This window comes from Arenibacter catalasegens (assembly GCF_002909235.1).
In the GTDB taxonomy this organism is placed as follows: Bacteria; Bacteroidota; Bacteroidia; order Flavobacteriales; family Flavobacteriaceae; genus Arenibacter; species Arenibacter catalasegens.
In genome coordinates this window covers 101449-122320 of sequence record NZ_PHQQ01000001.1, presented here as the reverse complement: position 1 = coordinate 122320, position 20872 = coordinate 101449, and the positions used below count along the sequence as shown (strand labels likewise).

The following is a 20872-nucleotide window of genomic DNA, read 5'->3' as shown; positions in this document are numbered from 1 at the left end:
GCTCGCGTTACGAATTCAACCTAACGCTTCATGTCACAGACTAAATATATTTTTGTAACCGGTGGGGTTACTTCATCCCTAGGAAAGGGGATTATAGCAGCCTCTCTTGCCAAATTATTACAGGCTCGAGGTTATAGAACTACTATCCAAAAATTAGACCCTTATATCAATGTTGATCCGGGAACATTAAATCCCTATGAGCATGGTGAATGTTATGTAACCGATGATGGTGCGGAAACCGATTTGGACTTGGGGCATTACGAACGTTTTTTAAATGTTAGGACGTCACAGGCAAATAATGTTACCACAGGAAGAATTTACCAAAGTGTTATTGAAAAGGAACGTAGAGGTGAATTTTTAGGAAAAACGGTTCAAGTGGTACCCCATATTACAAATGAAATAAAAGAACGTATCCAATTATTGGGAAAAAGTGGGGATTACGACATTGTAATTACCGAAATTGGTGGTACAGTAGGTGATATAGAATCATTGCCATATATAGAAGCTGTGCGCCAGTTGCTATGGGAGTTGGGCGATAATAATGGAATTGTAATTCATTTAACCTTGGTGCCCTATCTTTCAGCTGCGGGCGAATTAAAGACAAAACCGACCCAACATTCTGTTAAGACCTTAATGGAAAGTGGCATAAAGGCAGATATTTTGGTCTGTAGGACCGAGCATGAAATTCCAGATGAATTAAAAGATAAACTCGCTCTTTTTTGCAATGTAAAAAGGGAAGCGGTGATACAATCCATAGATGCATCCACCATATATGATGTGCCCATCTTAATGCAAGAAGAAGGTCTGGATACTGTAACCTTAAAAAAATTAGCGCTACCGGATGATGTGGTTCCTGATCTTACGAAATGGAATCAATTTTTGCAATGGCACAAAAATCCTAAAAATGAAGTAACCGTAGGACTTATAGGCAAGTATGTGGAATTGCAGGATTCCTATAAATCCATTTTGGAATCTTTTATCCATGCGGGTTCTGTAAACCATGTGAAAGTAAAAGTTAAATCGATTCATTCCGAACATCTTACGGCCAAGAATGTGGAAAAAAAGATGCAAGGTTTGGATGGTATTCTTGTAGCACCCGGGTTTGGGGAGAGAGGTATAGAAGGAAAGATTAAAGCGGTCCAATTTGCCCGTGAAAATGAAATTCCATTTTTGGGTATATGTTTGGGAATGCAAATGGCTGTAATAGAATATTCCAGAAATGTACTTGGTTTAAAAAATGCCAATTCCACAGAGATGGATGAAAACACCCCTGATCCTGTCATCAGTATTATGGAGGAACAGAAAAACATCATAAATAAGGGAGGAACTATGCGATTAGGTGCATGGGCCTGTGATTTAAAAAAGGGGAGTTTGGTGCAAAAAATCTATCATGGGGCTTCCGAAATTTCAGAGCGCCACCGTCACCGTTATGAGTTTAACAACAGCTATAAAAAACAACTGGAGGAAGCTGGTCTAGTAGCTTCTGGTGTAAATAAGGAAACAGGATTGGTAGAAATAGTAGAGATTCCTTCACACCCGTGGTTTATAGGTGTGCAATATCACCCTGAATATAAGAGTACGGTAGACAATCCGCATCCGTTATTTGTAGGATTTGTAAAAGCAGCATTAAAACACCAAAAGGAAGGAAAGCAATAAATTAGTGCCAGTTTGACAGGAATAGCCTGATTGGGCATATATTTGCATGCTGTTTTTAATCTGTTGGGAACGAAGAAATTGATTGAATCCCTGCCGAGAATATTTTTAAATTAAACTTTAGATGGAGGAAAAGAAATTGGATATTAATACCATAATCGGCTTTGTACTGATTTTTGGTATTCTTATTTTTATGTTTTGGCAGAACCAGCCAACACCAGAAGAGCTGGAAGCGCAGAAAGCGAAACAAGAACAGGTAGAGGCTGCAGAAATGCAAAAGGCCAATGCGGTTAAACAAGAAGTTACTCAACCCAAGGCTATCGATCTGCAAGATTCAACGGCTGTTGCAAGTTATAAAAGTGCAATTGGCGCATTTGGCTATACAGCTCCTACCGAAGGGACTACAGTTTTGGAAAATGATGTGGTTTATTTGGAAATAAGCAACAAAGGAGGTCAGATTGTTGAGGCAAGAATGAAGGGTTATGTTACTTATGATTCTGTTCCGGTTTATCTAATTAAGGATGGCAATGCCAATTTTGCACTTAATTTTAGCACTTCGGACAATCGCGTTCTAAATACGAATGACCTTTATTTTGAGCCGTCACTTACGAAATCTGGGGAAAATCAGGTGCTTTCCATGAAGGCAAAAGTGGCCTCGGATAAATTCTTGGAGTATAGATATGAAGTGAAACCCAATCAATACCTAATTGGTTTTACAGTGCGCTCCCAAGGTTTAAACGGAATACTTAATAGTTCTAAGCCTGTTGATTTGGATTGGAAATTGAAGACAATTCGACACTCCAAAAGTATTCAGTATGAAAATAGATATACTAGGGTTACTTACAATCACGAGGATGATAAAATTAGTAAGCTTTCAGAAGGTAGTGAAGATGAGGAAACGGAAGTAGATATAAAATGGATATCCTACAGACAACATTTCTTTAGTTCTATTCTTACCTATGCCAATAAATTTGAAACTGCCAAGTTGAACTCCATTAATTTGGTTGAAGAGGAAAGTCATACCCAACAATTTACCAAGGAGTTTGCCTCAGAAGTGCCTTTGAAATTGGAAGGTGGGGAGTTGGCCTATAATTTTAATTGGTACTACGGCCCAACAGATGTCAAGGTTTTAGCGCAATACAAGGAATTAGGTCTGGATGATTCCATTCCTTTTGGTTGGGGGATTTTTGGATGGATCAATAGGTACATATTTACTCCAGTATACACTTTCCTAAGTTCATTCTTGCCTTTCGGAATTGCAATTGTGGTCATGACTATTTTGGTAAGGTTAATAATGTCACCTGCAACCTACAAGTCCTATTTGTCCCAAGCCAAAATGAAGGTGTTGAAGCCTGAAATTACTGAGCTTAACGAGAAGTTTAAGGACAATGCTATGAAAAAGCAACAGGAAACCATGAAATTGTATAACAAGGCTGGCGTTAGCCCCATGAGTGGTTGTGTGCCTGCAGTGCTGCAGATGCCAATTTTCTATGCCTTGTTTATGTTTTTTCCGACTTCCTTTGCATTAAGGCAAAAACCGTTCTTATGGGCAGATGACCTTTCTTCCTATGATGCTATCGCACAATTGCCATTTAATATTCCATTTTATGGAGATCATGTTAGTTTGTTTCCCATCTTAGCGTCCGTCGCCATTTTCTTTTATATGATGATGACCACTGGTCAAAATATGCAGACGCAGCCAGGTATGCCAAATATGAAATTTATCATGTACTTGTCTCCTTTAATGATGTTGGTTTTCTTTAATAACTATGCCAGTGGACTTAGTTTATACTATTTTGTATCTAACTTGATTACCATTTTTATTATGTTGGCCATTAAGAAATTTATATTGGACGAGGACAAGATCCATGCTCAGATCCAAGAGAATAAGAAAAAGCCTAAAAAGGAAAACAAGTTTCAGAAGAAGATGAGGGAGATGATGGAACAGGCAGAGGAACAAAAAAAAATAGGTAAAAAATAAATCAAAACTTGCCTTCCGAATAATTAAAGTGCTTGAATTTTTTCAAGCACTTTTTTTTTGGAGGATATTTGCGGGTCTACATTGGTTCTCAGGAAAAATAGTTGTGTTCTTAAATTTAATTGTCCGACCAATCTGTGCTTTAACTTTTTTTATCCTAAGTCTAGGATATGTATAATCCTAAATCCTATTAATAGGAAAGAATATTTGGATAAAGGTTGAATTTTTAAATGGGCATATGAATTATTCAAGTATCACTAATTTAATATAGTTGACTACCTATAAATAGAATAATTTATCCTAATCTAGGATTGATAGCTGTAGGGAAAGTTTAAAAACAAAAACCCCGGCCATTTGGTCGGGGTTTTTAGCATTGATTTGGTTTAGTTTGGTAAGTTTTGGGTCTCCAAAGATTGTATTTTTTTAAACTGTATAAAACTAATAGTTGTAAAGGAGTCTTTTTAGTATGCTAAAGTAGCTGCTTTTGTTGTTTAGCGATTTTAATCAATCGAATTCTTGCTTTTTTAGGACTGAGTATATGCTCTATTTAACAGCTTGTAGCCCTTAAAGGATATCCGATGTCAAGTTGAGTTTTTAACCATATCCTAAAAAGAATAATTTTATGAGTAGCTGAAAACTGGAATCTTTGCTTGGTTCTTATTGAGTTATATTTTTAAAGTAACCAAATTCCAATTTTGTATTTTTGCATACTATTTGTAAGTCGTTCTTGGTGAAAGACGACCAAGGGGATACAGTAAATAAAAGAAGATTTAAACGTATGAAAAAGGTGGTTGTCGGACTTTCCGGCGGTGTGGATTCCAGTGTTACGGCATATCTATTAAAGGAGCAGGGATATGAGGTTATAGGCTTGTTTATGAAGAACTGGCATGACGATTCCGTTACCATTTCTAAAGAATGTCCATGGTTGGAAGATAGTAATGATGCCCTTATTGTTGCTGAGAAGTTAGGAATACCTTTTCAGACTGTGGATTTAAGTGCCCAGTATAAGGAACGTATTGTGGATTATATGTTTAGGGAGTATGAAAAAGGTAGGACTCCCAATCCCGATGTGCTTTGCAATCGCGAAATTAAGTTTGACGTGTTTATGAAAATAGCCATGCAGCTCGGGGCGGACTACGTGGCTACTGGACATTACTGTAGAAAAGGTATTATCAAAAATGAAGATGGGACGGAAACCTATCAATTGTTGGCCGGTGCTGATGGAAATAAGGACCAGTCCTATTTTTTATGTCAGCTTTCCCAGGAGCAGCTTTCCAAAACCTTATTCCCTATTGGAGAATTGTTAAAACCTGAAGTGCGAAAGATAGCCGCGGAAAATGATTTGATCACTGCTGATAAAAAAGACTCCCAAGGTCTTTGTTTTATAGGAAAAGTTCGCTTGCCAGAATTTTTACAACAAAAGCTTAAACCAAAAAAGGGTGTTATCGTTGAGGTGCCCGCCATATTGGAGCAATACGCTCATTATGTTCCGGAATTTAATTCCAAATTGGAGGAATTGGCCTTTTTTGCAGAAAAGCCACATTATAACCTAACGGATGGTAAGGTGGTAGGGGAACATCAAGGAGCCCATTACTTTACTAAAGGACAACGTAAAGGATTGGATGTTGGTGGTACCAAAGAACCCTTGTTCGTTATAGAGACCGATGTGGACCAAAATGTAATTTACACTGGTCAAGGCAAAAGTCACCCAGGACTTTATAGGAGGACCTTATTTGTAAATAATGACGAACTACATTGGGTACGTACCGATTTGGCCTTGGAAGTGGACCAGAGTTTGGGTGTCATGGCCAGGATAAGGTATAGGCAACCTTTGCAGAAAGCAACCTTATATAGAGTAGATGCCGGTTTGTATGTCGATTTTGAAGAAATGCAATCGGCCATTACAGAAGGTCAATTTGTGGCCTGGTACATTGGAGAAGAATTGGTGGGTTCAGGGGTGATCTCATAACAGCAGTGAGCTTATATAAACTTGATGCATCAATTAGGTAAAGTTTGATACCTGGTAATAACCAACAAACGAACATTTCTGGACTGTCATTAAATTTTAGAACGTCCGGAAATAGATATGGTATTTATGCAAAATAGAATTACCGATCTTTTTGGAATTGAATATCCAATAATTCAAGCTGGAATGGTTTGGGCCAGTGGATGGCGCCTTGCTTCAGCCGTTTCAAATGCAGGAGGCTTGGGTATTATAGGAGCAGGTTCCATGTATCCTGAGGTGCTACGTGAACATATAGAGAAGTGTAAGTTGGCCACTAAGAGGCCCTTTGCGGTAAATGTGCCAATGCTCTATCCGGATATAGAGAAACTAATGGATATTATTGTGGAATTGGATGTGAAGATAGTTTTTACTTCGGCAGGCAATCCAAAAACCTGGACGGCCTTTTTAAAAGAAAAAGGGATTATTGTAGTTCACGTGGTGAGTAGTGTGAAATTTGCCCATAAAGCTGAGGAGGCTGGGGTGGATGCCATTGTAGCTGAAGGTTTTGAGGCAGGCGGACATAATGGAAGGGATGAAACTACTACATTGACATTAATTCCTGCGGTAAAAGAAAAAATAAGTATTCCTTTAATAGCAGCCGGCGGTATTGCTACTGGGAGGGCAATGTTGGCCGTTATGGTTTTGGGGGCCGATGGGGTTCAGGTCGGCAGTCGTTTTGTAGCCAGTAAAGAAGCGTCATCCCATACCTTATTTAAACAAAGAGTGGTAGAGGCTGGGGAAGGGGCAACCCAATTGACGTTGAAGGAATTGGCTCCGGTACGTTTAATAAAAAACAAATTCTATAAGGACATAGAGCAAGCCTATGCCGCTTGTGCTACTGTGGAAGAACTTAAAACCCTATTAGGCCGCGCCCGTGCCAAAAGAGGTATGTTCGAGGGTGATTTGGAGGAAGGGGAATTGGAAATAGGCCAAGTTGCCGCAATTATCCATGATATTAAACCTGCTGCCCAAATTGTTTCCGATCTAATGAAGGAATTTACAGAGGCAAAGGCTGAAGTGGGGCGTTTGTAAAATTGATGCCAAATAATGAATTTCATTAAATTCAGGTCCCAAAACTCCATAGGGAAAAGCCTTTGGAATACACATTTGGTTTGAAGTGTTCCTCCTATTAGTATTATACTTCTTATATATACTGTTATAAAATAGAGGTTGATATCTTTATATCCGCATGTTTCCATGCGGTATCAAATTCTTGTTTGATCATTTTAGCTTCCTCCAATTTACCTTGCCCCATTAGGCTTTGGTGTAAACCCATTAAAGACCAGCCGTTCTGACGGAGTACCTCCAGGTCCTCCTTATATAATTTTTCCGCCTCTGAAAATTTTTCGGCTTTAACTAAGACGGCACCCAATGTCTGTCTTACTGGTATATGCCATGCAGTAGGCTCGCTGTAAATTAAATGGTCTTCCAGGTAAATGGCCTTTGAAAGGTGCTCCACGGCTTTTGCTAAGTTGCCTTCGGCGGCGGCAATCTCACCTGAAACAACGGAATGGGCAATCTGAGCAATAACTGACGTTGGATTGGTATAATTGGCAGCTACAGTTTCCAATTCTGGGTCGTTCTTCATTAAGGTAAGGGCTTCTAGCTCTTCCTTGGCTTCTTTTATGTTATTTTTTCTTATAAAGGCAATGCCTCTTGCATAGTGCCATATAAGTTTTAGGTGTCTATAATCATCGCCAGGATAAGGTATCGTCAAAATTTCATTCCATTTTCCAAACCGTGTATAGGCCAAAAGTGGTGTGGAGGCGAAATCTTGTAGAAATGGCATAGTTATCATCTCGCCAATAGGGACTTTTTCTGCGGTTTTTTTGGCCGCGTCAATGGCAATATCACTATTCCCCAAAAGCGTAGCGGCAGACCATAGAAAGTGTAAATTATGAGGATAATACCCTAATGGGTACATACCCTGTGAATAACATTGGGAAATATAATCCTCATCAGCCAAAATAGCGGCCTGATTTGCCTTTACGGCATCATCATACCTGCCAACCCTAATATAAATATGTGATGGCATATGTACAATATGGCCTGCTGCGGGCATTAGGGACCCAAGTTTATCCGCACTGGGAATGGCGAGGTCCGGTTTAGGAAGTTCCACCATATGGATATAATAATGATGTGCACCTGGATGGTCAGGATTCAGGACCATGGCACGCTCCAAGGCGGCTTTTCCCTTTAGCGTATTGGGAGCTGGGTTACCGATATTGTCCCAATATTTCCAGGGCATAGTGTTCATTACAGATGCCGCATATAAGGTTTGTACATCTGCATCCTCCGGGAATTTACTCACTACCTTTTCCATGGCATTCATGTAGGCCATATTTAATGTAGGTATATCCTTAGTTAAGTCATCACTATATCTATGGGATAATGCTTCTATTAAAGCCTTTTCTTTTGGAGTAGCATTTTGGGCCTTATTTCTGGCCTTGTTAAGTGCTTCGTAAGATTTTGTCCTACGCTCATCATCTGGCATGGGGTCATTAATGTTGGGGCCTAAGGCATATGCCTGTCCCCAAAAGGCCATTGCAGCCTTGGGGTCAAGTCTGGAGGCCTCCATAAATGAGCGATGAGCTTCGGCATGGTTAAAGGCATAAGTAAGCTTTAAGCCCTGATCAAAATAAGTTTGGGCCTTTTGGTCTTTGGTGCTTATACCGAAATGTAAATTTCCAAGGTTCTCAAACAGTGGTGCAATTTGTTGGGTGGTATCTACATTGCTCAATAGGAATTTGGCAACGGTACATTTCATGGAGTAAAAACTAGCTTCCTGTGTTACTTCCAAAACCTCTGGTGTAGGTTCGGGTGTCCAGTAATAAACAAGAGGCAATAGCGCTAGAGCTATTATCAAGAGACTCAATTTTGTTTTCATGAGGTCGAATTTTTATATTGATGTTTAATCCTTTATTTGAAATATTAAGTGTGTTAGTGAAGTTTACCTATGTTGGAATATAGAATTGCTAAGATTCTCAATAGTAAACAGCTAAATTGCAACGGGAGAATTTATAAACGCCAATTGTGGGGGAAGAAAAACGGATTTTTAATACATCTAAAAGTAGTGAATCCTAGGGAGTTATGCTAGCGTAAAAATAGTTTGTATGGTGTTTTTAGACAAAGGAGGGGTTTAATATTATTTATTGTCAATTGTTTTTGAATTGTTAAAGGTAATCTAATGGCCGGCTTCCTTTTATGCTCCAATAACTTTTTGCACTATACCCTGTGCTTTTTCCAACTCATCAATATTGACATATATCTCCTGATCTCCCTGCATGGGCGAACCAAAACCTGCCAATCGTCCGGATTCCGATTCGTCCTTGATCACGGGTATTATACCAATTTCCCTAAGTTGATTTACAATTGTTTGTGATACTATAAAATTGCCGGAAAATATCTTGGTGTAATTGGAATTCATAGGCTTAGCTATTAATGATATGCAGAAAGATACATTAATTCTTTAAGCCTATAAATTAAAGGTAATCATAATGGCCTTAGTATCTTTGCGCTCCATGAAAGGAATAATTCTAAGTATTCTCATTTCTTTTTCAGCCTTACCAATTCGTGCACAACTGCAGGAGGATAAGGTGAAACATTTTGCAGCTGGTGCCATGAGCGGGGCTATTGGTGCCGATATAGCGGATCGTATCTCTGGTGGAAACCGGTATTGGAGAATTGCAGGAGCATTAGCATCAAGTTTAATGGCGGGTTTGGCCAAAGAAGCCTATGATGAGCATATTTATAATGGCTGGGACAATAGAGACCTTACTGCCACAATAATGGGTGGGGTAACTGTTGGCATTACCATTGATATTTTTTCAGAGAGAAAACATAGAAGAAACAAGGAGTTGTTGTTTAGCTTATCTAATAGGAAGGCGGTATATAGGGAGCAATGATTATAGAAATACCTGCAATAGCCTGAACAGTTAGGCCTACAATGTTTTAGATCAATCCCCGTGCTTTTATTTCCAAATATTTGTTGATGGTGTTTAAAGTAAGATTCTCCGGCTTCGTCAGGATAGTCTGAATACCGTATTTCCTTAATTCGTTCACGATAAGCTTCTTTTCATAAACAAACTTCTCAGCAATAGTTTTTTCAAATATTTGATGGATAGTCTCGGCTTTTTCATCTACAAACTTGGTCAGTTCGGTGTTTTCAAAGAAAATAACCACTAATAAATGTTGCTTGGCAATGGCTTGTAGGTAGGGAAGTTGCCTCTGCAGGGCATCCAAGGTCTCAAAATTGGTATAGAGTAATAATAGACTTCTATGGTTAATTGTGCGCTTAATATCGGCATATAAGCGATTGAAGTCACTTTCTGCAAAATCAGTATCTAAATTGTAGAGGGTTTCTAGAATAAGGTTCATTTGGGAACTACGCCTTTCTGCGACCACCCGATTTTCAATCTTCTTACTAAAGGCGAACATTCCGGCCTTATCCTGTTTTTTAAGGGCAATATTGGATAGTACCAGAGTGGAGTTGATGGCGTAATCTAGAAGCCTGAGACCATCAAAGGGCATTTTCATAACCCTGCCTTTATCGATTACAGAATATATGGGTTGCGATTTTTCATCTTGATACTGGTTTACCATTAACTGGCTCTTTTTAGCGGTAGCTTTCCAGTTAATGTTCCTAATATCATCCCCTTGAACATAATCCTTAATTTGTTCAAATTCCATGGTATGGCCAATGCGCCGGATTTTCTTCAGACCATATTCGAACAATCTATTGGTAAAGGCCATTAAATCGTATTTCCTTAATTGTAAAAATGAAGGGTATACCGGAACCTCCCGTGCGTTGCCAAAAGTGTATTTCTTAGAAATCAATCCAATTGGGGACCGGGCAAAGAGATTTAAATTTCCAAAAGAATAAACCCCTCTTTCCGTAGGCCTTAGGTTATATCGGAATATTTTTTCCTTTCCTTTCCCAAGGTTTGTTATTATACTAAAATCGCGCTTTTGAAATTGATGGGGAATTTCATCCAAAATTTTCAAACCGACCGGAAACAAATATGAATTGATTACGCTTATTTCAATTTCATTTTCGTCACCATTGGAGAGTTTTTCTGGAACTATACGTTCAGCATTTATTCCGCCTTTGGAGGTAAAGGTCAAAATAATATCAACCAAAAAAATTAAGAGAAAAATATAATACAATAATTTTAGAGCTCCCAGGATATTAGGAACAATAAAAGACACCAAAAAACCTATTACCAGGCTTGCTAGCACGATAAAAAATCGCTTTTCCAGATAAACGTTTTTGAAAATTTTTTTCATGTATTTTTTATACTACGCATCAACTCATTGTTAACTGCATTTGATACTCTCCTTTACACATGGTCAAATTAAAAATAGACCAATTATCTAGGAATTTCGATGGTCTCCAAAATTTGTTTTATCACTTTATCAGGGGTAAGGCCTTCCATTTCCCTTTCCGGAGTCAATAGGACCCTGTGTCCTAAAATAGGTGTGGCTACTTTTTTAATATCGTCCGGGGTCACAAAATCACGTCCGCTAATGGCTGCCAGTGCTTTGGACGCGTCCATTATAGCTATAGAGGCTCTAGGGGAGGCGCCGAGATATAGATTGGCATTGTTACGTGTATTGTTGACTATACCAGCAATGTACTTCATTAAATTATCCTCTATTATTATTTCCTTTATAGTATCTTGGTAACTGGCTATTTGCCTTGCTGTAAGTACGGAAGTTATTAGGGATTCAGTGTTTTTGTTTTTTTGACGATGTTTGCTTTCCAATATTTGTATCTCCTCTTCCAAGGATGGATAGTTTACTTTAATTTTAAATAGGAATCTATCCAATTGTGCTTCGGGAAGTCTATAAGTACCTTCTTGTTCTATAGGATTTTGGGTAGCGAACACCAAAAATGGTGGTTCCATTACATAGGTCAGGCCATCCATAGTAATTTGTCGTTCTGCCATAGCTTCAAAAAGGGCCGCTTGCGTTTTTGCAGGGGCACGGTTTATTTCATCGATTAAAATAATATTGGAAAAAAGAGGTCCTTTTTTAAACTCAAATTCGGAGGTCTTAACATTAAAAATAGAGGTACCCAAAATGTCGCTCGGCATAAGGTCTGGGGTAAACTGTATCCTACTAAAGCCAACATCCATGGTCTTTGCCAAAAGTTTTGCTGTAACTGTTTTGGCTACTCCTGGAACTCCTTCTATTAGGGAGTGCCCGTTGGCAAGGATAGATATAATTAGCAATTCGATCATGTCTTGTTGCCCAATGATCACTTTCCCCAATTCTGATTTTATCTGTGATACAGAGGTTTGTAGCTGACCTAGGTCTATTCTATTTTCAAATTCCAACGGATTGTTGTCTTCCTCGTTCTGAATTTCTTCCATACCTTATTTTTTAAATTGATTCAATTTTTTGTTCAGTGCAATTACATCCTGTTCGTTGTGATGTATTTTACTTTTAAGATGTACTATCAGATCTATAATGTCTTGGGCTTCAGACAGGGGTTTGCCCGATTTGGCGGATAGATCTGTCGCTGTTTTTTCGTTTATAGTTTCGGTGTTCAGATAGTAATGACTTCTGATATGTTCTAGGAAAATGTTGATTTTTTTAGAAATTAAATCAGTATAATCCTTGTGTTCGTAATAAAGTCCACCTACCGTTTTGGCAAATTCAATCGATGAATTCTCCAAGGGATTAATGACCGGAATAATGCGTTGTTCCCGCTTGGCCTTAAATATTATAAAAATTAATAGGCCGGTAAGACTAAGATAATAAGCCCATCTTAAGGATTCTTGGTTAAGTACGAACCGCATGGGCGAGTCTATAACGATACGGCCAGATTTCTTATAGTTGTCCCAATATAGATCCTTGTCTTTTAAATAGGAAAGGGTATTGGCCACATAGTCCGCATTATCTTTGAGCATATAATAGTTGGTAAATGTCTGGGGGGTAGTATTAAGGTAAAAATTCCCTTTTCCGAATTTGATTCTTAAAAAATTAGGGCTTACAGTCTTTTCTTTGGAAGACGTATCTATAAGCCCTGTTTCAGGGGAAAATGAAACGTAGCCCAGAATAGTAGTATTTATGGTGTCAAAAGAAGTGAAATGTGTATTGTAAATTCCCCTTGTCAAGGAATAATTTTTTTTAGAAAAGGTATTGTTCGTAAGACGAAGTAGAACGGTATCTTCCTTTATCGAGTATTGAGTTTCCACCTCAATATTTAAAGTGTCCGATAAGATGGTGCCAAAGCTTGAGGCTGCTATAAAGGTATCATTGCCTTTATGTACATATTGGAGTAATTGATGTGCTTCCTGCTTATCCAAATCCAAGAAATCATTGATCAATAAATAATTGGAGGTTTTGGAGGTGTCCCTATCTATTAAAACATTGTATAAACTTTCGTTTGATGATTTAATTTCCTGTTCAGGGAAGAGATTGGGAAGTTCTTTGAACAATACATAACACCCAAATGGTATTTTGTCCGAAGAAGTATAGGACGGTTTCCAATTCAAGGGTTTGGGGCGTACAATTTCGGTTACTACGATGCCCATAAGTACCACAATAAATATCCCAAGGATTATTTTAGAACGCTTATCCATTGGATCCCATATGGTTTAGATTGACAAATTTCATCTGGGCGGCCAAGTATTTATGCTCGTCTATCTCCTGTTCCCCGTACCAAATATGGTCGTACAGATAGGATACGTCTTTAAAAAGTAACTTTGTTCCTGGGGCTTTTATTTCTTTTGTGTAATCCTGATTGGTTTTTTCATAATGCCATTCAATAATCTGTTGTTGGGATAGCGTTTTTAATACTTTTAGGTATTGGTAACGTATGGCCAAGCGGTAATTTTTTTGATTTATGGCATCAGTAATCAAATTATCCAAATCGAGGCTCTCAATATGTTCCTCTGCTAGGTTAATGTTTATAAATGAAGGAGCTTTTTTTCTAAAAATGGCAGAGGCAGATTCTCCGGTCAAGAATTTTATGAGTAGATATATGGCCAATGCTCCCATAAGGAAGTAAATGATATACTCCAATATTTGGGTAACTCCAGGAGGAAGGTCTATGCCAAAAACATCCTTAAGTCCGTTCATTAACCAGTTGAGAACACGCGCCAATAAATTTTGTGATTCCCCGTCCTTAATGTCGTAGTTGAATTCCTTTCCTTGGTATTTCTGCGCAAGGTTTTCGTCCAATGAACGCAGTACAAGACTACCAATTTTATCTTCCTTTAAGGCAATGGAATCTTTTTCCCCTTGGGCGGCTCCAGAGAATATGAATAAAAAACAGTAAAGGGTATAATGTAATTTTATCACTGGTCTTCAAGTCCTATTTGATCTATTTTGCTTCTCGAATTTAAATTATACGTTTTTTCGTGCAGTGAAAAGTATAAAAGACCGTTTACGAATTGGGATAAACATTGGGAATAAACCCCTATAATTAGAAATAAACAAGTACCCAAGGTATAAATAATGGTCGGTACTATCGACGCCCCTAGGTCAACATCATTTTGAACCACATGAAAGGTATAGATTCCAATGAGAATCCCTGGTATCATTATTACTACCATAAATAAAATACCAATTAAGAATCCCAAAATAAAATTCACCCCTATTGCTCTCCAAAAATTTTTGGTCACCAAATTCCAACCTTCTCCAAGAGCATCGGTAACGCCTCTTTTCTCTTTCAACAAAACAAAAAAAGACACACCTACCCAGGCCATTACAAAGTACTGAATTACATATTGCGCTAACATTCCTACCAATGGTATAAAGGTCAAAATTACGGCGGCGATCATAACGCCTAAAAAGAGCAGTATCAATATTAAAGTAAAAACAATAATGCTTCCCAAGTTGTTTTTAACTTCTCCAAAAACGTCGGATTTATCAAAATTCTGTCCTCGGTGTTCTTCGTATTTTATCATATAGGAAGTGCTTAAGCCATAATTTAATACAGCCACCATTAAGAAAATAACAAAGAACAAAATTCCACCAAATACAAAATACATTATATAGGCTTCACTACTTGATTCCAAGGTCTCTAAAACTGAATTTTGGTTGTTGGTAATTAGACCGATCACCCCCGAGACTAGTAAGTAACTAACAATCAATAGCCCTATTAGGAAAATACCATTGTAGCTTAAAAAAACATTGGTAAATTTTTTAAGGTTTTGTTTAAAAAAGTCGAAGTAGGTACTGATGATATCACCAAAGTCCCTATCTACCCTTAGTTCAATATATTTTTCCTGGTCTTTGGTTTGCATAAGAATTATTTAACAATATGGGATAAAGGATATAATAAAATAGTATTAGTAATAAAGAGCTGCCTATAATTAAAAACGCCAGCCAAGCGGGCATATTGGAATAGCGGGTAATAAATCCTTCAATAAAACCGGCAATTATAAAAAAGGGTATGGTGCTGACTACAACTTTTAACCCATCCTTGGCACCTTTCATAAAAGAGACACGTCTGGAATAGGTTTTAGGGAATAGGATACTATTGCCCATTATCAATCCGGCGCACCCTGCAATAATGATTACCGATATTTCTATTGTGCCGTGTAGCCAAATCTGCTTGTTGGCCTGATAAAAGACGTCTTGGGTATAAAAAAAAGTTATGAATGCTCCCAGCATTACCCCATTGCTGAAGAGAATATATGCGGTACCAATACTAGTGATTACACCAAAGGAAAATGCCATAAAGGCTACTTTAATATTGTTGATGGTAATTCCTAAAAAAGAACCTATTTCACTACCGCCTTTGTAAATAGCAGTTGGATCGCCATTGGCAATATTGTTGAGGGTCTCATTAACATAGGCATCCCCCAAAATTAATCTTACAAAGGTATCATCATTAAGAACGGAAATACACCCAATTGCTGAGGCAATGATAAAAATCAGAAATGCAATGCCCAACGTCTTGTGATATTGTCTAAAGAAAAGGGGAAATTCGGTTTTCCAGAAATCTAAAATTCTATTCCGACTCTCTTTTTTGTTTTTATATATTTTTTGATGAGCCTGTGATGCTAGGGAATTTAAATACAATAAAGTCTTGCTTTCAGCGTAATAGGTTTGTGCGTAGGCCAAATCATTGGTCAATTGAATATAGCCATTTGCAAGTTCGTTTGGGTTAATGTGGGTATTATTACTGATAGCCTTTTCAAATGCTATCCATTTTTCTTTATTTTGCTTCACAAAAGCTGCCTCACGCATACAGGGGTAATCCTTTTAAAAAATAAAAATAGTACTAATATGTCCAAACTTCAAATCAATACAACGCAAAATGTTAACCTAGATTATAAAATAGTTGGTATTGGTGAAAGGATCTTGGCCTTTTTGATAGATGGATTTTTATTATACCTCTATGCGGTACTTGTACAACTTATAGGAAGTACCATAGGATATGTGTTTGATGACAGTTGGACGCAAATAGGATTGGTGAGTCTTATCTTTCTGCCGGCCATGTTTTATAGTTTAATAATGCACAGTTTGTTCAATGGGCAAACAGTGGGAAAGATGATTTTAAAAATAAAGGTAGTGAGATTGGATGGTTCACCGGTGCATTGGTCCAATTTATTGGTAAGATGGATGCTGCGATTTGTAGATATTTGGCTTTTTGTTGGTTCTGTTGGATTGTTGACCATTTTGTTCACGGATAAGAAACAACGTTTGGGGGATGCAGCTGCAGGCACGGTAGTTATAAGCACAAAAAATAAAGTGAAAATATCACATACTATTTTGGAAGAAGTAGAGGAAGCTTACGTCCCCAATTTTGTTAATGTTACTTTATTGACAGATAAAGATGTGCGCCTTATAAAGGAAACGTATTATATTGCCAGGAAAAGTCATGATTTTAAAACTATGAAAACCTTGCGCGACAAGGTGGAAAGCCTCTTGAACTCAAATTCCGATTTATATGATGTGCAATATTTAGATACCGTATTAAAAGATTATAATTTTTATACCCAAAAATCATAACCCATGTTCTATTTTGTAGCTGATATATTAGGAATAATTGCTTTTGCCATTTCCGGAGTTTTGGTAGCCATGGATAAGAAGTTGGATTTATTCGGCGTCTTTATCATTGCCTTTGTTACAGCTATTGGAGGTGGTACATTAAGGGACTTACTTATAGGAAATACACCGGTTTTGTGGATGCAGGAACCTATCTATGTCTACGTTATTGCCGGAACCGTTGTTTTTGCCATAACATTCAGGAGCCAATTAAAATATGTGCGGAAATCTCTGTTTCTTTTTGATACCATTGGCATTGGACTGTATACCATGGTTGGTATTTCACATGGACTTAAATCAGGCCTACTTCCTGTTATGTGTATTGCCCTCGGGACGATAACCGCTTGTTTTGGAGGCGTAATACGGGATATATTATGTAATGAAATACCTGTGATATTTAGAAAGGAAATTTATGCCACTGCCTGTATAATGGGAGGTGTTAGCTTCTTCCTGCTCCGTAAATTGCCCTATGATGATGCTTATGCTTTTGTAGCTACCATATTTATTGTTATAGGAATCCGATTACTTGCTGTAAGATTTAAGATATCGCTCCCCAATATATACCGCAGTAGTAAGTGATGACTTAAATAATTGACAATTGAGAAAACATTGACCTGAAATTAAATAAGCATTTAGAAACCATTGCGGTCCGGTTCCAAATTTATTTCACTATTATTAAAACGCTTCAGCTTTTAGTATATATATGTTTTGTGAAGGCCAATCCCCGTTATCCACGGGTTGGCTGTTGATTTCGTCCACCACGTCCATCCCTTCTATGACTTTTCCAAAAGCAGTATATCCACCGTCTAGATGATAGGAGCCAGGCTTGGTCACCACTATAAAGAATTCATATGGTGACGCTAACTTGTGTGGGTTGTTTATGTCACTGCTAGGCATGGATACGATTCCCCTATGGTGTTTATGGCCCTTCCTGGTATCTGGGGGCAATAGATAACGTCCTATTTTAGATCTTTTTTCTGCGGTTTCTACGTTATCGGCATTACCTCCTTGGATTATGAAATTTTTCACCACCCTATGGAAGTAGGTGTTGTTAAAATACCCCTTTTTAGTAAGGTAGATAAAGTTGGCTTTATGATAGGGGACGTTGTTAAATAATTGTATAGTGATGCTCCCCATACTAGTGGTTAGTTTTACCTTGTCTTCTTTTAAGGTTTTGTTGTAATCAAAGAAAAATTTAATGGCATTATCCTCATTGAGCTCAAATACCTTTTCTTCTTCCTCCTCCTTTACTAAAAGTGGCTCTTCTGGAATTATGCTGTCTTTTTTTGCCTTGTTTTGGGGAAGGACATCTTCTTTTTGGGTCGGCTGATCTTTACAGCTCCCTAAAAAAAACAAAAACAATATACCAAAAAGTGTAATCTCTTTAAGTGCCATGTACTTTTTATTATTTTAAATTAGTGTGTTAAATGATAATTATCCCATTTAGGGGAGGTTGTTTTTAATTAATTTGCTGAAAAATACAAAAAATAGGATTTGTGAATTTTGACGAATTTTCCAATAGAATATCAAAAATAGAAAATCTAGAACTTCCAGGGAGTGCATCGCATTATAAAATGGCTCCCCAGTTTAGGGTTGAAGAGTTGGAATCGGGTAAGATTATAAAGAAAAACCCCAAGCGTGCTGCAGTTATGGCCCTTTTTTACCCAAATGTAGTTTACCAGACTAATCTTCTGCTTATATTAAGAAATACCTATAAAGGTATTCACAGTAACCAAATAGCCTTTCCTGGTGGTAAGGTAGAGAAAAAGGACCAAAACCTTTTGGAAACTGCTTTGCGTGAAACTCATGAAGAAGTGGGGGTCATTCGGGATAAAATTACGGTCATCCGTTCCTTGAGTGAAATCTATATTCCGCCGAGCAATTTTGAAGTCACACCTTATTTGGGGCTTTATAAAAAGGAGGAGCCATTTTTAATGCAAACTGATGAGGTAGCGGCCATAGTTGAGGTTCCATTACAGGATTTTATGGACGACAGGAAAATATTTCATCAAGTTTTGAATACTTCATATGCACAGAATGTAGAGGTACCTGCCTTTAAACTAAATGGTTATACGGTTTGGGGAGCAACGGCAATGATGTTGAACGAAATTAAGGAATTGTTTAAACAAGTGTTATAAGGCACTTATTTTGTAATTTTGAACGTTAACCAAAAAAAATATGGTCTTGTTTAAGAAGAATCCGTTCGGACATAATTTATTTATAAAGAAGTGGCTTATACGTCTACTGGCCGTTATCACCCACAAAAGATATAGGGGATTTAATACAATTGAAATTGAGGGATCGGATATTATTCGAAAACTACCACCACAGAATGTACTTTTCGTTAGTAACCATCAAACCTATTTTGCGGATGTAGTGGCAATGTTCCATGTTTTTAATGCTAGTTTAAGTGGCCGTGAGGATTCCATAAAAAACTTAGGATATATCTGGCAGCCCAAATTAAACATGTATTATGTGGCCGCAGCGGAAACCATGAAAAAGAGCCTGTTGACCAAGATTTTGGCGTATGCGGGGTCTATAAGTGTAGAACGTACCTGGCGGTCTGAAGGAAAGGATGTTAACCGGAAGGTTAAATTTAGCGATATATCCAATATTGGTACGGCCCTTGAGGACGGTTGGGTAATTACCTTTCCGCAGGGTACTACAACACCGTGGAAACCTTTGAGGAAAGGAACATCACATATTATAAAAAAATACAAACCTATTGTGGTTCCTGTGGTTATAGATGGTTTTCGTCGTTCATTTGATAAAAAGGGGTTACGTATAAAGAAGAAAGGAATCCTACAATCTATGGTAATTAAGGAGCCATTGGAGATTGACTATGAGAATGAATCTTTTGACTCCATTATTGAAAAATTGGAGTATGCCATTGAGCAACACCCTTCTTTCTTAAAGGTTATTCCTAAAAGTGAATTAATGGCTTACGAAGAGGAAAATAAAAAACGAAAATTCAAGGTTTAAATATCCATATCTCTAAGTTCCCTGTAATTCTTCTTAAGTTTCTTGAGGAGTATTCCATAAAGTAAAAAATAGATGCATCCCATCACTAGGGTAACAACGACCCCTAAAACAACTACAGTAGCAATCAAAGTAGTTTTTAATTTTTCGGGAGAAATATTCTCAGGCCTATAGCTGTAACCCATGGCTGTCATAGGGTCCTCGTTTAAATATATTCCGGTTGCCATTACCATAAAGGACGCAAATATCAAGGATAAACAAAAAATAACATAGTATTTTACGGTCTTTCTAGTTTTTAAAATGTTGGACAATAGTTGTTTAGCGCTGTCCAATGAAGATATTTCCTTGTATCTTTTGTAAAATTGAAAGATGAAAAACAATACCACGGAATATTGCACGACATTCGAAAACAATAAAAAATTACCCAAGCCTAAATCTTTCCAAATAGCCAGACTTTTGGACATAGAGGGCAGAAAGTATAATAAATGGGGCAATGCAAATTCAATAATACTTATGAAGAAAATCCATTTAACAATAGAGGAGGATTTCTTCCATATCATTTTATAAATTTCATCAAAAGAGACTTGTGGCAATTGTTTGTCCTTTTTTTGCCAATCCCTTTTTAATAGTTCCAATTCATCCATATATCTAGGGATTTAAAATGGTTTTTAGCTTGTTCTTTATTCGGTTCATTTTTACTCTAGCATTTACCTCGGTAATACCCAGAGTTTCTGATATTTCTGTATAGTTCTTATCTTCCAGATAGAGAAAGACCAACGCTTTATCAATATCCCCCAATTGCTTTACGGCATTGTACATCAATTTAAGTTGTTGTTCCTCGCTGGGGTCATATTCATCCGCTGTAATTTTAAAAATGACCGACTCATAATCCTGGGTAGGTACACTTTTTTTTGATTTTCTATATAGTGTTATTGCTGTATTCAGCGCAACCCGGTACATCCACGTACTAAATTTGGATTCGCCCCTAAACTTGGGATACGCTTTCCATAATTGTATTGTTATTTCCTGAAATAAATCATTATGCGAATCCCTATCATTGGTGTACAATGTGCAGACCTTATGTACAATATTCTGATTGCACTCTAATTCTGTTACGAATTGATGTTCCAAATCTTTGGTCACTCGGTTCTAGTAGTTAGTTGATGATTAGTAGCCATTAATTAAGTTTTGTTACAACAGAAATGCAGAATTTAAATATTAAGACAAAAGTATTTTTCTTTGAAGCAGGT

General features: G+C 37.5%; 20 protein-coding genes. 9 read left to right on the top strand and 11 right to left on the bottom strand.

The window, feature by feature from the left end:
* Nucleotides 1–30: 30 nt before the first annotated feature.
* The 4 genes from CWD90_RS00530 to CWD90_RS00515 all read left to right on the top strand — a co-directional run bounded on the left by CWD90_RS00530 (nt 31) and on the right by CWD90_RS00515 (nt 6668).
* Nucleotides 31–1656 (top strand): CTP synthase, encoded by a 1626-nt coding sequence (locus tag CWD90_RS00530; RefSeq protein WP_103473975.1) that lies wholly within the window; start codon nt 31–33, stop codon nt 1654–1656.
* 121 nt (nt 1657–1777) lie between these two features.
* Nucleotides 1778–3634 carry a membrane protein insertase YidC gene (yidC, locus tag CWD90_RS00525; RefSeq protein ID WP_103473974.1) on the top strand — a complete coding sequence of 619 codons (1857 nt, stop codon included), beginning with the start codon at nt 1778–1780 and terminating at the stop codon, nt 3632–3634.
* Nucleotides 3635–4361: 727 nt separating this feature from the next.
* Nucleotides 4362–5600 (top strand): tRNA 2-thiouridine(34) synthase MnmA, encoded by a 1239-nt coding sequence (gene mnmA / locus CWD90_RS00520; protein ID WP_262494937.1) that lies wholly within the window; start codon nt 4362–4364, stop codon nt 5598–5600.
* Between the two features lie 126 nt (nt 5601–5726).
* Complete coding sequence (locus CWD90_RS00515) at nt 5727–6668, top strand: NAD(P)H-dependent flavin oxidoreductase (protein WP_103474222.1); 942 nt, start codon at nt 5727–5729, stop codon at nt 6666–6668.
* Between the two features lie 124 nt (nt 6669–6792).
* Here CWD90_RS00515 and CWD90_RS00510 read toward each other — a convergent pair whose 3' ends face one another.
* Nucleotides 6793–8523, bottom strand: a complete 1731-nt coding sequence (locus tag CWD90_RS00510; RefSeq protein WP_103473973.1) for a tetratricopeptide repeat protein — start codon at nt 8521–8523, stop codon at nt 6793–6795.
* 315 nt (nt 8524–8838) lie between these two features.
* Nucleotides 8839–9063 (bottom strand): DUF2007 domain-containing protein, encoded by a 225-nt coding sequence (locus tag CWD90_RS00505; protein ID WP_103473972.1) that lies wholly within the window; start codon nt 9061–9063, stop codon nt 8839–8841.
* Between the two features lie 70 nt (nt 9064–9133).
* On the opposite strand from CWD90_RS00505, the gene CWD90_RS00500 reads away from it, so the two are divergent.
* Nucleotides 9134–9541: a hypothetical protein gene (locus CWD90_RS00500; RefSeq protein WP_103473971.1), complete on the top strand. Its 408-nt coding sequence runs from the start codon at nt 9134–9136 to the stop codon at nt 9539–9541.
* Nucleotides 9542–9587: 46 nt separating this feature from the next.
* On the opposite strand, the gene CWD90_RS00495 is transcribed toward CWD90_RS00500, so the two are convergent.
* From CWD90_RS00495 to CWD90_RS00470, 6 genes are all read right to left on the bottom strand, one after another.
* Entirely contained in the window at nt 9588–10922 is a 1335-nt protein-coding gene (locus CWD90_RS00495) for a DUF58 domain-containing protein (RefSeq protein ID WP_103473970.1), read from the bottom strand.
* A gap of 83 nt (nt 10923–11005) precedes the next feature.
* Nucleotides 11006–12010 carry an AAA family ATPase gene (locus CWD90_RS00490; protein ID WP_103473969.1) on the bottom strand — a complete coding sequence of 335 codons (1005 nt, stop codon included), beginning with the start codon at nt 12008–12010 and terminating at the stop codon, nt 11006–11008.
* Between the two features lie 3 nt (nt 12011–12013).
* Entirely contained in the window at nt 12014–13225 is a 1212-nt protein-coding gene (locus tag CWD90_RS00485; protein ID WP_103473968.1) for a DUF4350 domain-containing protein, read from the bottom strand.
* Nucleotides 13218–13946: a hypothetical protein gene (locus CWD90_RS00480; protein WP_103473967.1), complete on the bottom strand. Its 729-nt coding sequence runs from the start codon at nt 13944–13946 to the stop codon at nt 13218–13220. Before CWD90_RS00480 ends, CWD90_RS00485 begins: the two co-directional genes overlap by 8 nt.
* Complete coding sequence (locus tag CWD90_RS00475; protein WP_103473966.1) at nt 13943–14893, bottom strand: hypothetical protein; 951 nt, start codon at nt 14891–14893, stop codon at nt 13943–13945. The genes CWD90_RS00480 and CWD90_RS00475 overlap by 4 nt, the downstream gene beginning before the upstream one ends.
* Nucleotides 14862–15842 carry a stage II sporulation protein M gene (locus CWD90_RS00470; RefSeq protein WP_103473965.1) on the bottom strand — a complete coding sequence of 327 codons (981 nt, stop codon included), beginning with the start codon at nt 15840–15842 and terminating at the stop codon, nt 14862–14864. Before CWD90_RS00470 ends, CWD90_RS00475 begins: the two co-directional genes overlap by 32 nt.
* A gap of 39 nt (nt 15843–15881) precedes the next feature.
* On the opposite strand from CWD90_RS00470, the gene CWD90_RS00465 reads away from it, so the two are divergent.
* Nucleotides 15882–16607 (top strand): RDD family protein, encoded by a 726-nt coding sequence (locus tag CWD90_RS00465; protein ID WP_103473964.1) that lies wholly within the window; start codon nt 15882–15884, stop codon nt 16605–16607.
* A 3-nt stretch (nt 16608–16610) separates the two neighbouring features.
* Complete coding sequence (locus tag CWD90_RS00460) at nt 16611–17222, top strand: trimeric intracellular cation channel family protein (RefSeq protein ID WP_103473963.1); 612 nt, start codon at nt 16611–16613, stop codon at nt 17220–17222.
* Nucleotides 17223–17318: 96 nt separating this feature from the next.
* Here CWD90_RS00460 and CWD90_RS00455 read toward each other — a convergent pair whose 3' ends face one another.
* Nucleotides 17319–18038, bottom strand: coding sequence for a peptidylprolyl isomerase (locus CWD90_RS00455; RefSeq protein WP_103473962.1), 720 nt, complete (start codon nt 18036–18038; stop codon nt 17319–17321).
* A 101-nt stretch (nt 18039–18139) separates the two neighbouring features.
* Between CWD90_RS00455 and CWD90_RS00450 the strand changes: the two genes are divergently transcribed.
* Together CWD90_RS00450 and CWD90_RS00445 are read left to right on the top strand one after the other, a co-directional pair.
* Nucleotides 18140–18781: an NUDIX hydrolase gene (locus CWD90_RS00450; protein ID WP_103473961.1), complete on the top strand. Its 642-nt coding sequence runs from the start codon at nt 18140–18142 to the stop codon at nt 18779–18781.
* A gap of 40 nt (nt 18782–18821) precedes the next feature.
* On the top strand, nt 18822–19625 hold the full coding sequence (locus CWD90_RS00445) for a lysophospholipid acyltransferase family protein (RefSeq protein ID WP_103473960.1): 804 nt from the start codon (nt 18822–18824) through the stop codon (nt 19623–19625).
* Here the strand turns inward: CWD90_RS00445 and CWD90_RS00440 are convergent.
* Complete coding sequence (locus CWD90_RS00440) at nt 19622–20266, bottom strand: hypothetical protein (RefSeq protein WP_103473959.1); 645 nt, start codon at nt 20264–20266, stop codon at nt 19622–19624. The genes CWD90_RS00445 and CWD90_RS00440 overlap by 4 nt on opposite strands.
* A 4-nt stretch (nt 20267–20270) precedes the next feature.
* A complete protein-coding gene (locus CWD90_RS00435) occupies nt 20271–20765 on the bottom strand; it encodes an RNA polymerase sigma factor (RefSeq protein ID WP_103473958.1) in 495 nt (164 codons plus the stop codon).
* Between the last annotated feature and the right edge of the window lie 107 nt (nt 20766–20872).

What these genes read in the sequence shown, in the direction of transcription:
- CWD90_RS00530 (WP_103473975.1), top strand. Translation starts at nt 31, where the DNA reads ATGTCACAGACTAAATATATTTTTGTAACCGGTGGGGTTACTTCATCC.
- yidC (WP_103473974.1), top strand. Translation starts at nt 1,778, where the DNA reads ATGGAGGAAAAGAAATTGGATATTAATACCATAATCGGCTTTGTACTG.
- CWD90_RS00515 (WP_103474222.1), top strand. Translation starts at nt 5,727, where the DNA reads ATGCAAAATAGAATTACCGATCTTTTTGGAATTGAATATCCAATAATT.
- CWD90_RS00510 (WP_103473973.1), bottom strand. Translation starts at nt 8,523, where the DNA reads ATGAAAACAAAATTGAGTCTCTTGATAATAGCTCTAGCGCTATTGCCT.
- CWD90_RS00505 (WP_103473972.1), bottom strand. Translation starts at nt 9,063, where the DNA reads ATGAATTCCAATTACACCAAGATATTTTCCGGCAATTTTATAGTATCA.
- CWD90_RS00500 (WP_103473971.1), top strand. Translation starts at nt 9,134, where the DNA reads ATGGCCTTAGTATCTTTGCGCTCCATGAAAGGAATAATTCTAAGTATT.
- CWD90_RS00495 (WP_103473970.1), bottom strand. Translation starts at nt 10,922, where the DNA reads ATGAAAAAAATTTTCAAAAACGTTTATCTGGAAAAGCGATTTTTTATC.
- CWD90_RS00490 (WP_103473969.1), bottom strand. Translation starts at nt 12,010, where the DNA reads ATGGAAGAAATTCAGAACGAGGAAGACAACAATCCGTTGGAATTTGAA.
- CWD90_RS00485 (WP_103473968.1), bottom strand. Translation starts at nt 13,225, where the DNA reads ATGGATAAGCGTTCTAAAATAATCCTTGGGATATTTATTGTGGTACTT.
- CWD90_RS00475 (WP_103473966.1), bottom strand. Translation starts at nt 14,893, where the DNA reads ATGCAAACCAAAGACCAGGAAAAATATATTGAACTAAGGGTAGATAGG.
- CWD90_RS00470 (WP_103473965.1), bottom strand. Translation starts at nt 15,842, where the DNA reads ATGCGTGAGGCAGCTTTTGTGAAGCAAAATAAAGAAAAATGGATAGCA.
- CWD90_RS00465 (WP_103473964.1), top strand. Translation starts at nt 15,882, where the DNA reads ATGTCCAAACTTCAAATCAATACAACGCAAAATGTTAACCTAGATTAT.
- CWD90_RS00460 (WP_103473963.1), top strand. Translation starts at nt 16,611, where the DNA reads ATGTTCTATTTTGTAGCTGATATATTAGGAATAATTGCTTTTGCCATT.
- CWD90_RS00455 (WP_103473962.1), bottom strand. Translation starts at nt 18,038, where the DNA reads ATGGCACTTAAAGAGATTACACTTTTTGGTATATTGTTTTTGTTTTTT.
- CWD90_RS00445 (WP_103473960.1), top strand. Translation starts at nt 18,822, where the DNA reads ATGGTCTTGTTTAAGAAGAATCCGTTCGGACATAATTTATTTATAAAG.
- CWD90_RS00440 (WP_103473959.1), bottom strand. Translation starts at nt 20,266, where the DNA reads ATGGATGAATTGGAACTATTAAAAAGGGATTGGCAAAAAAAGGACAAA.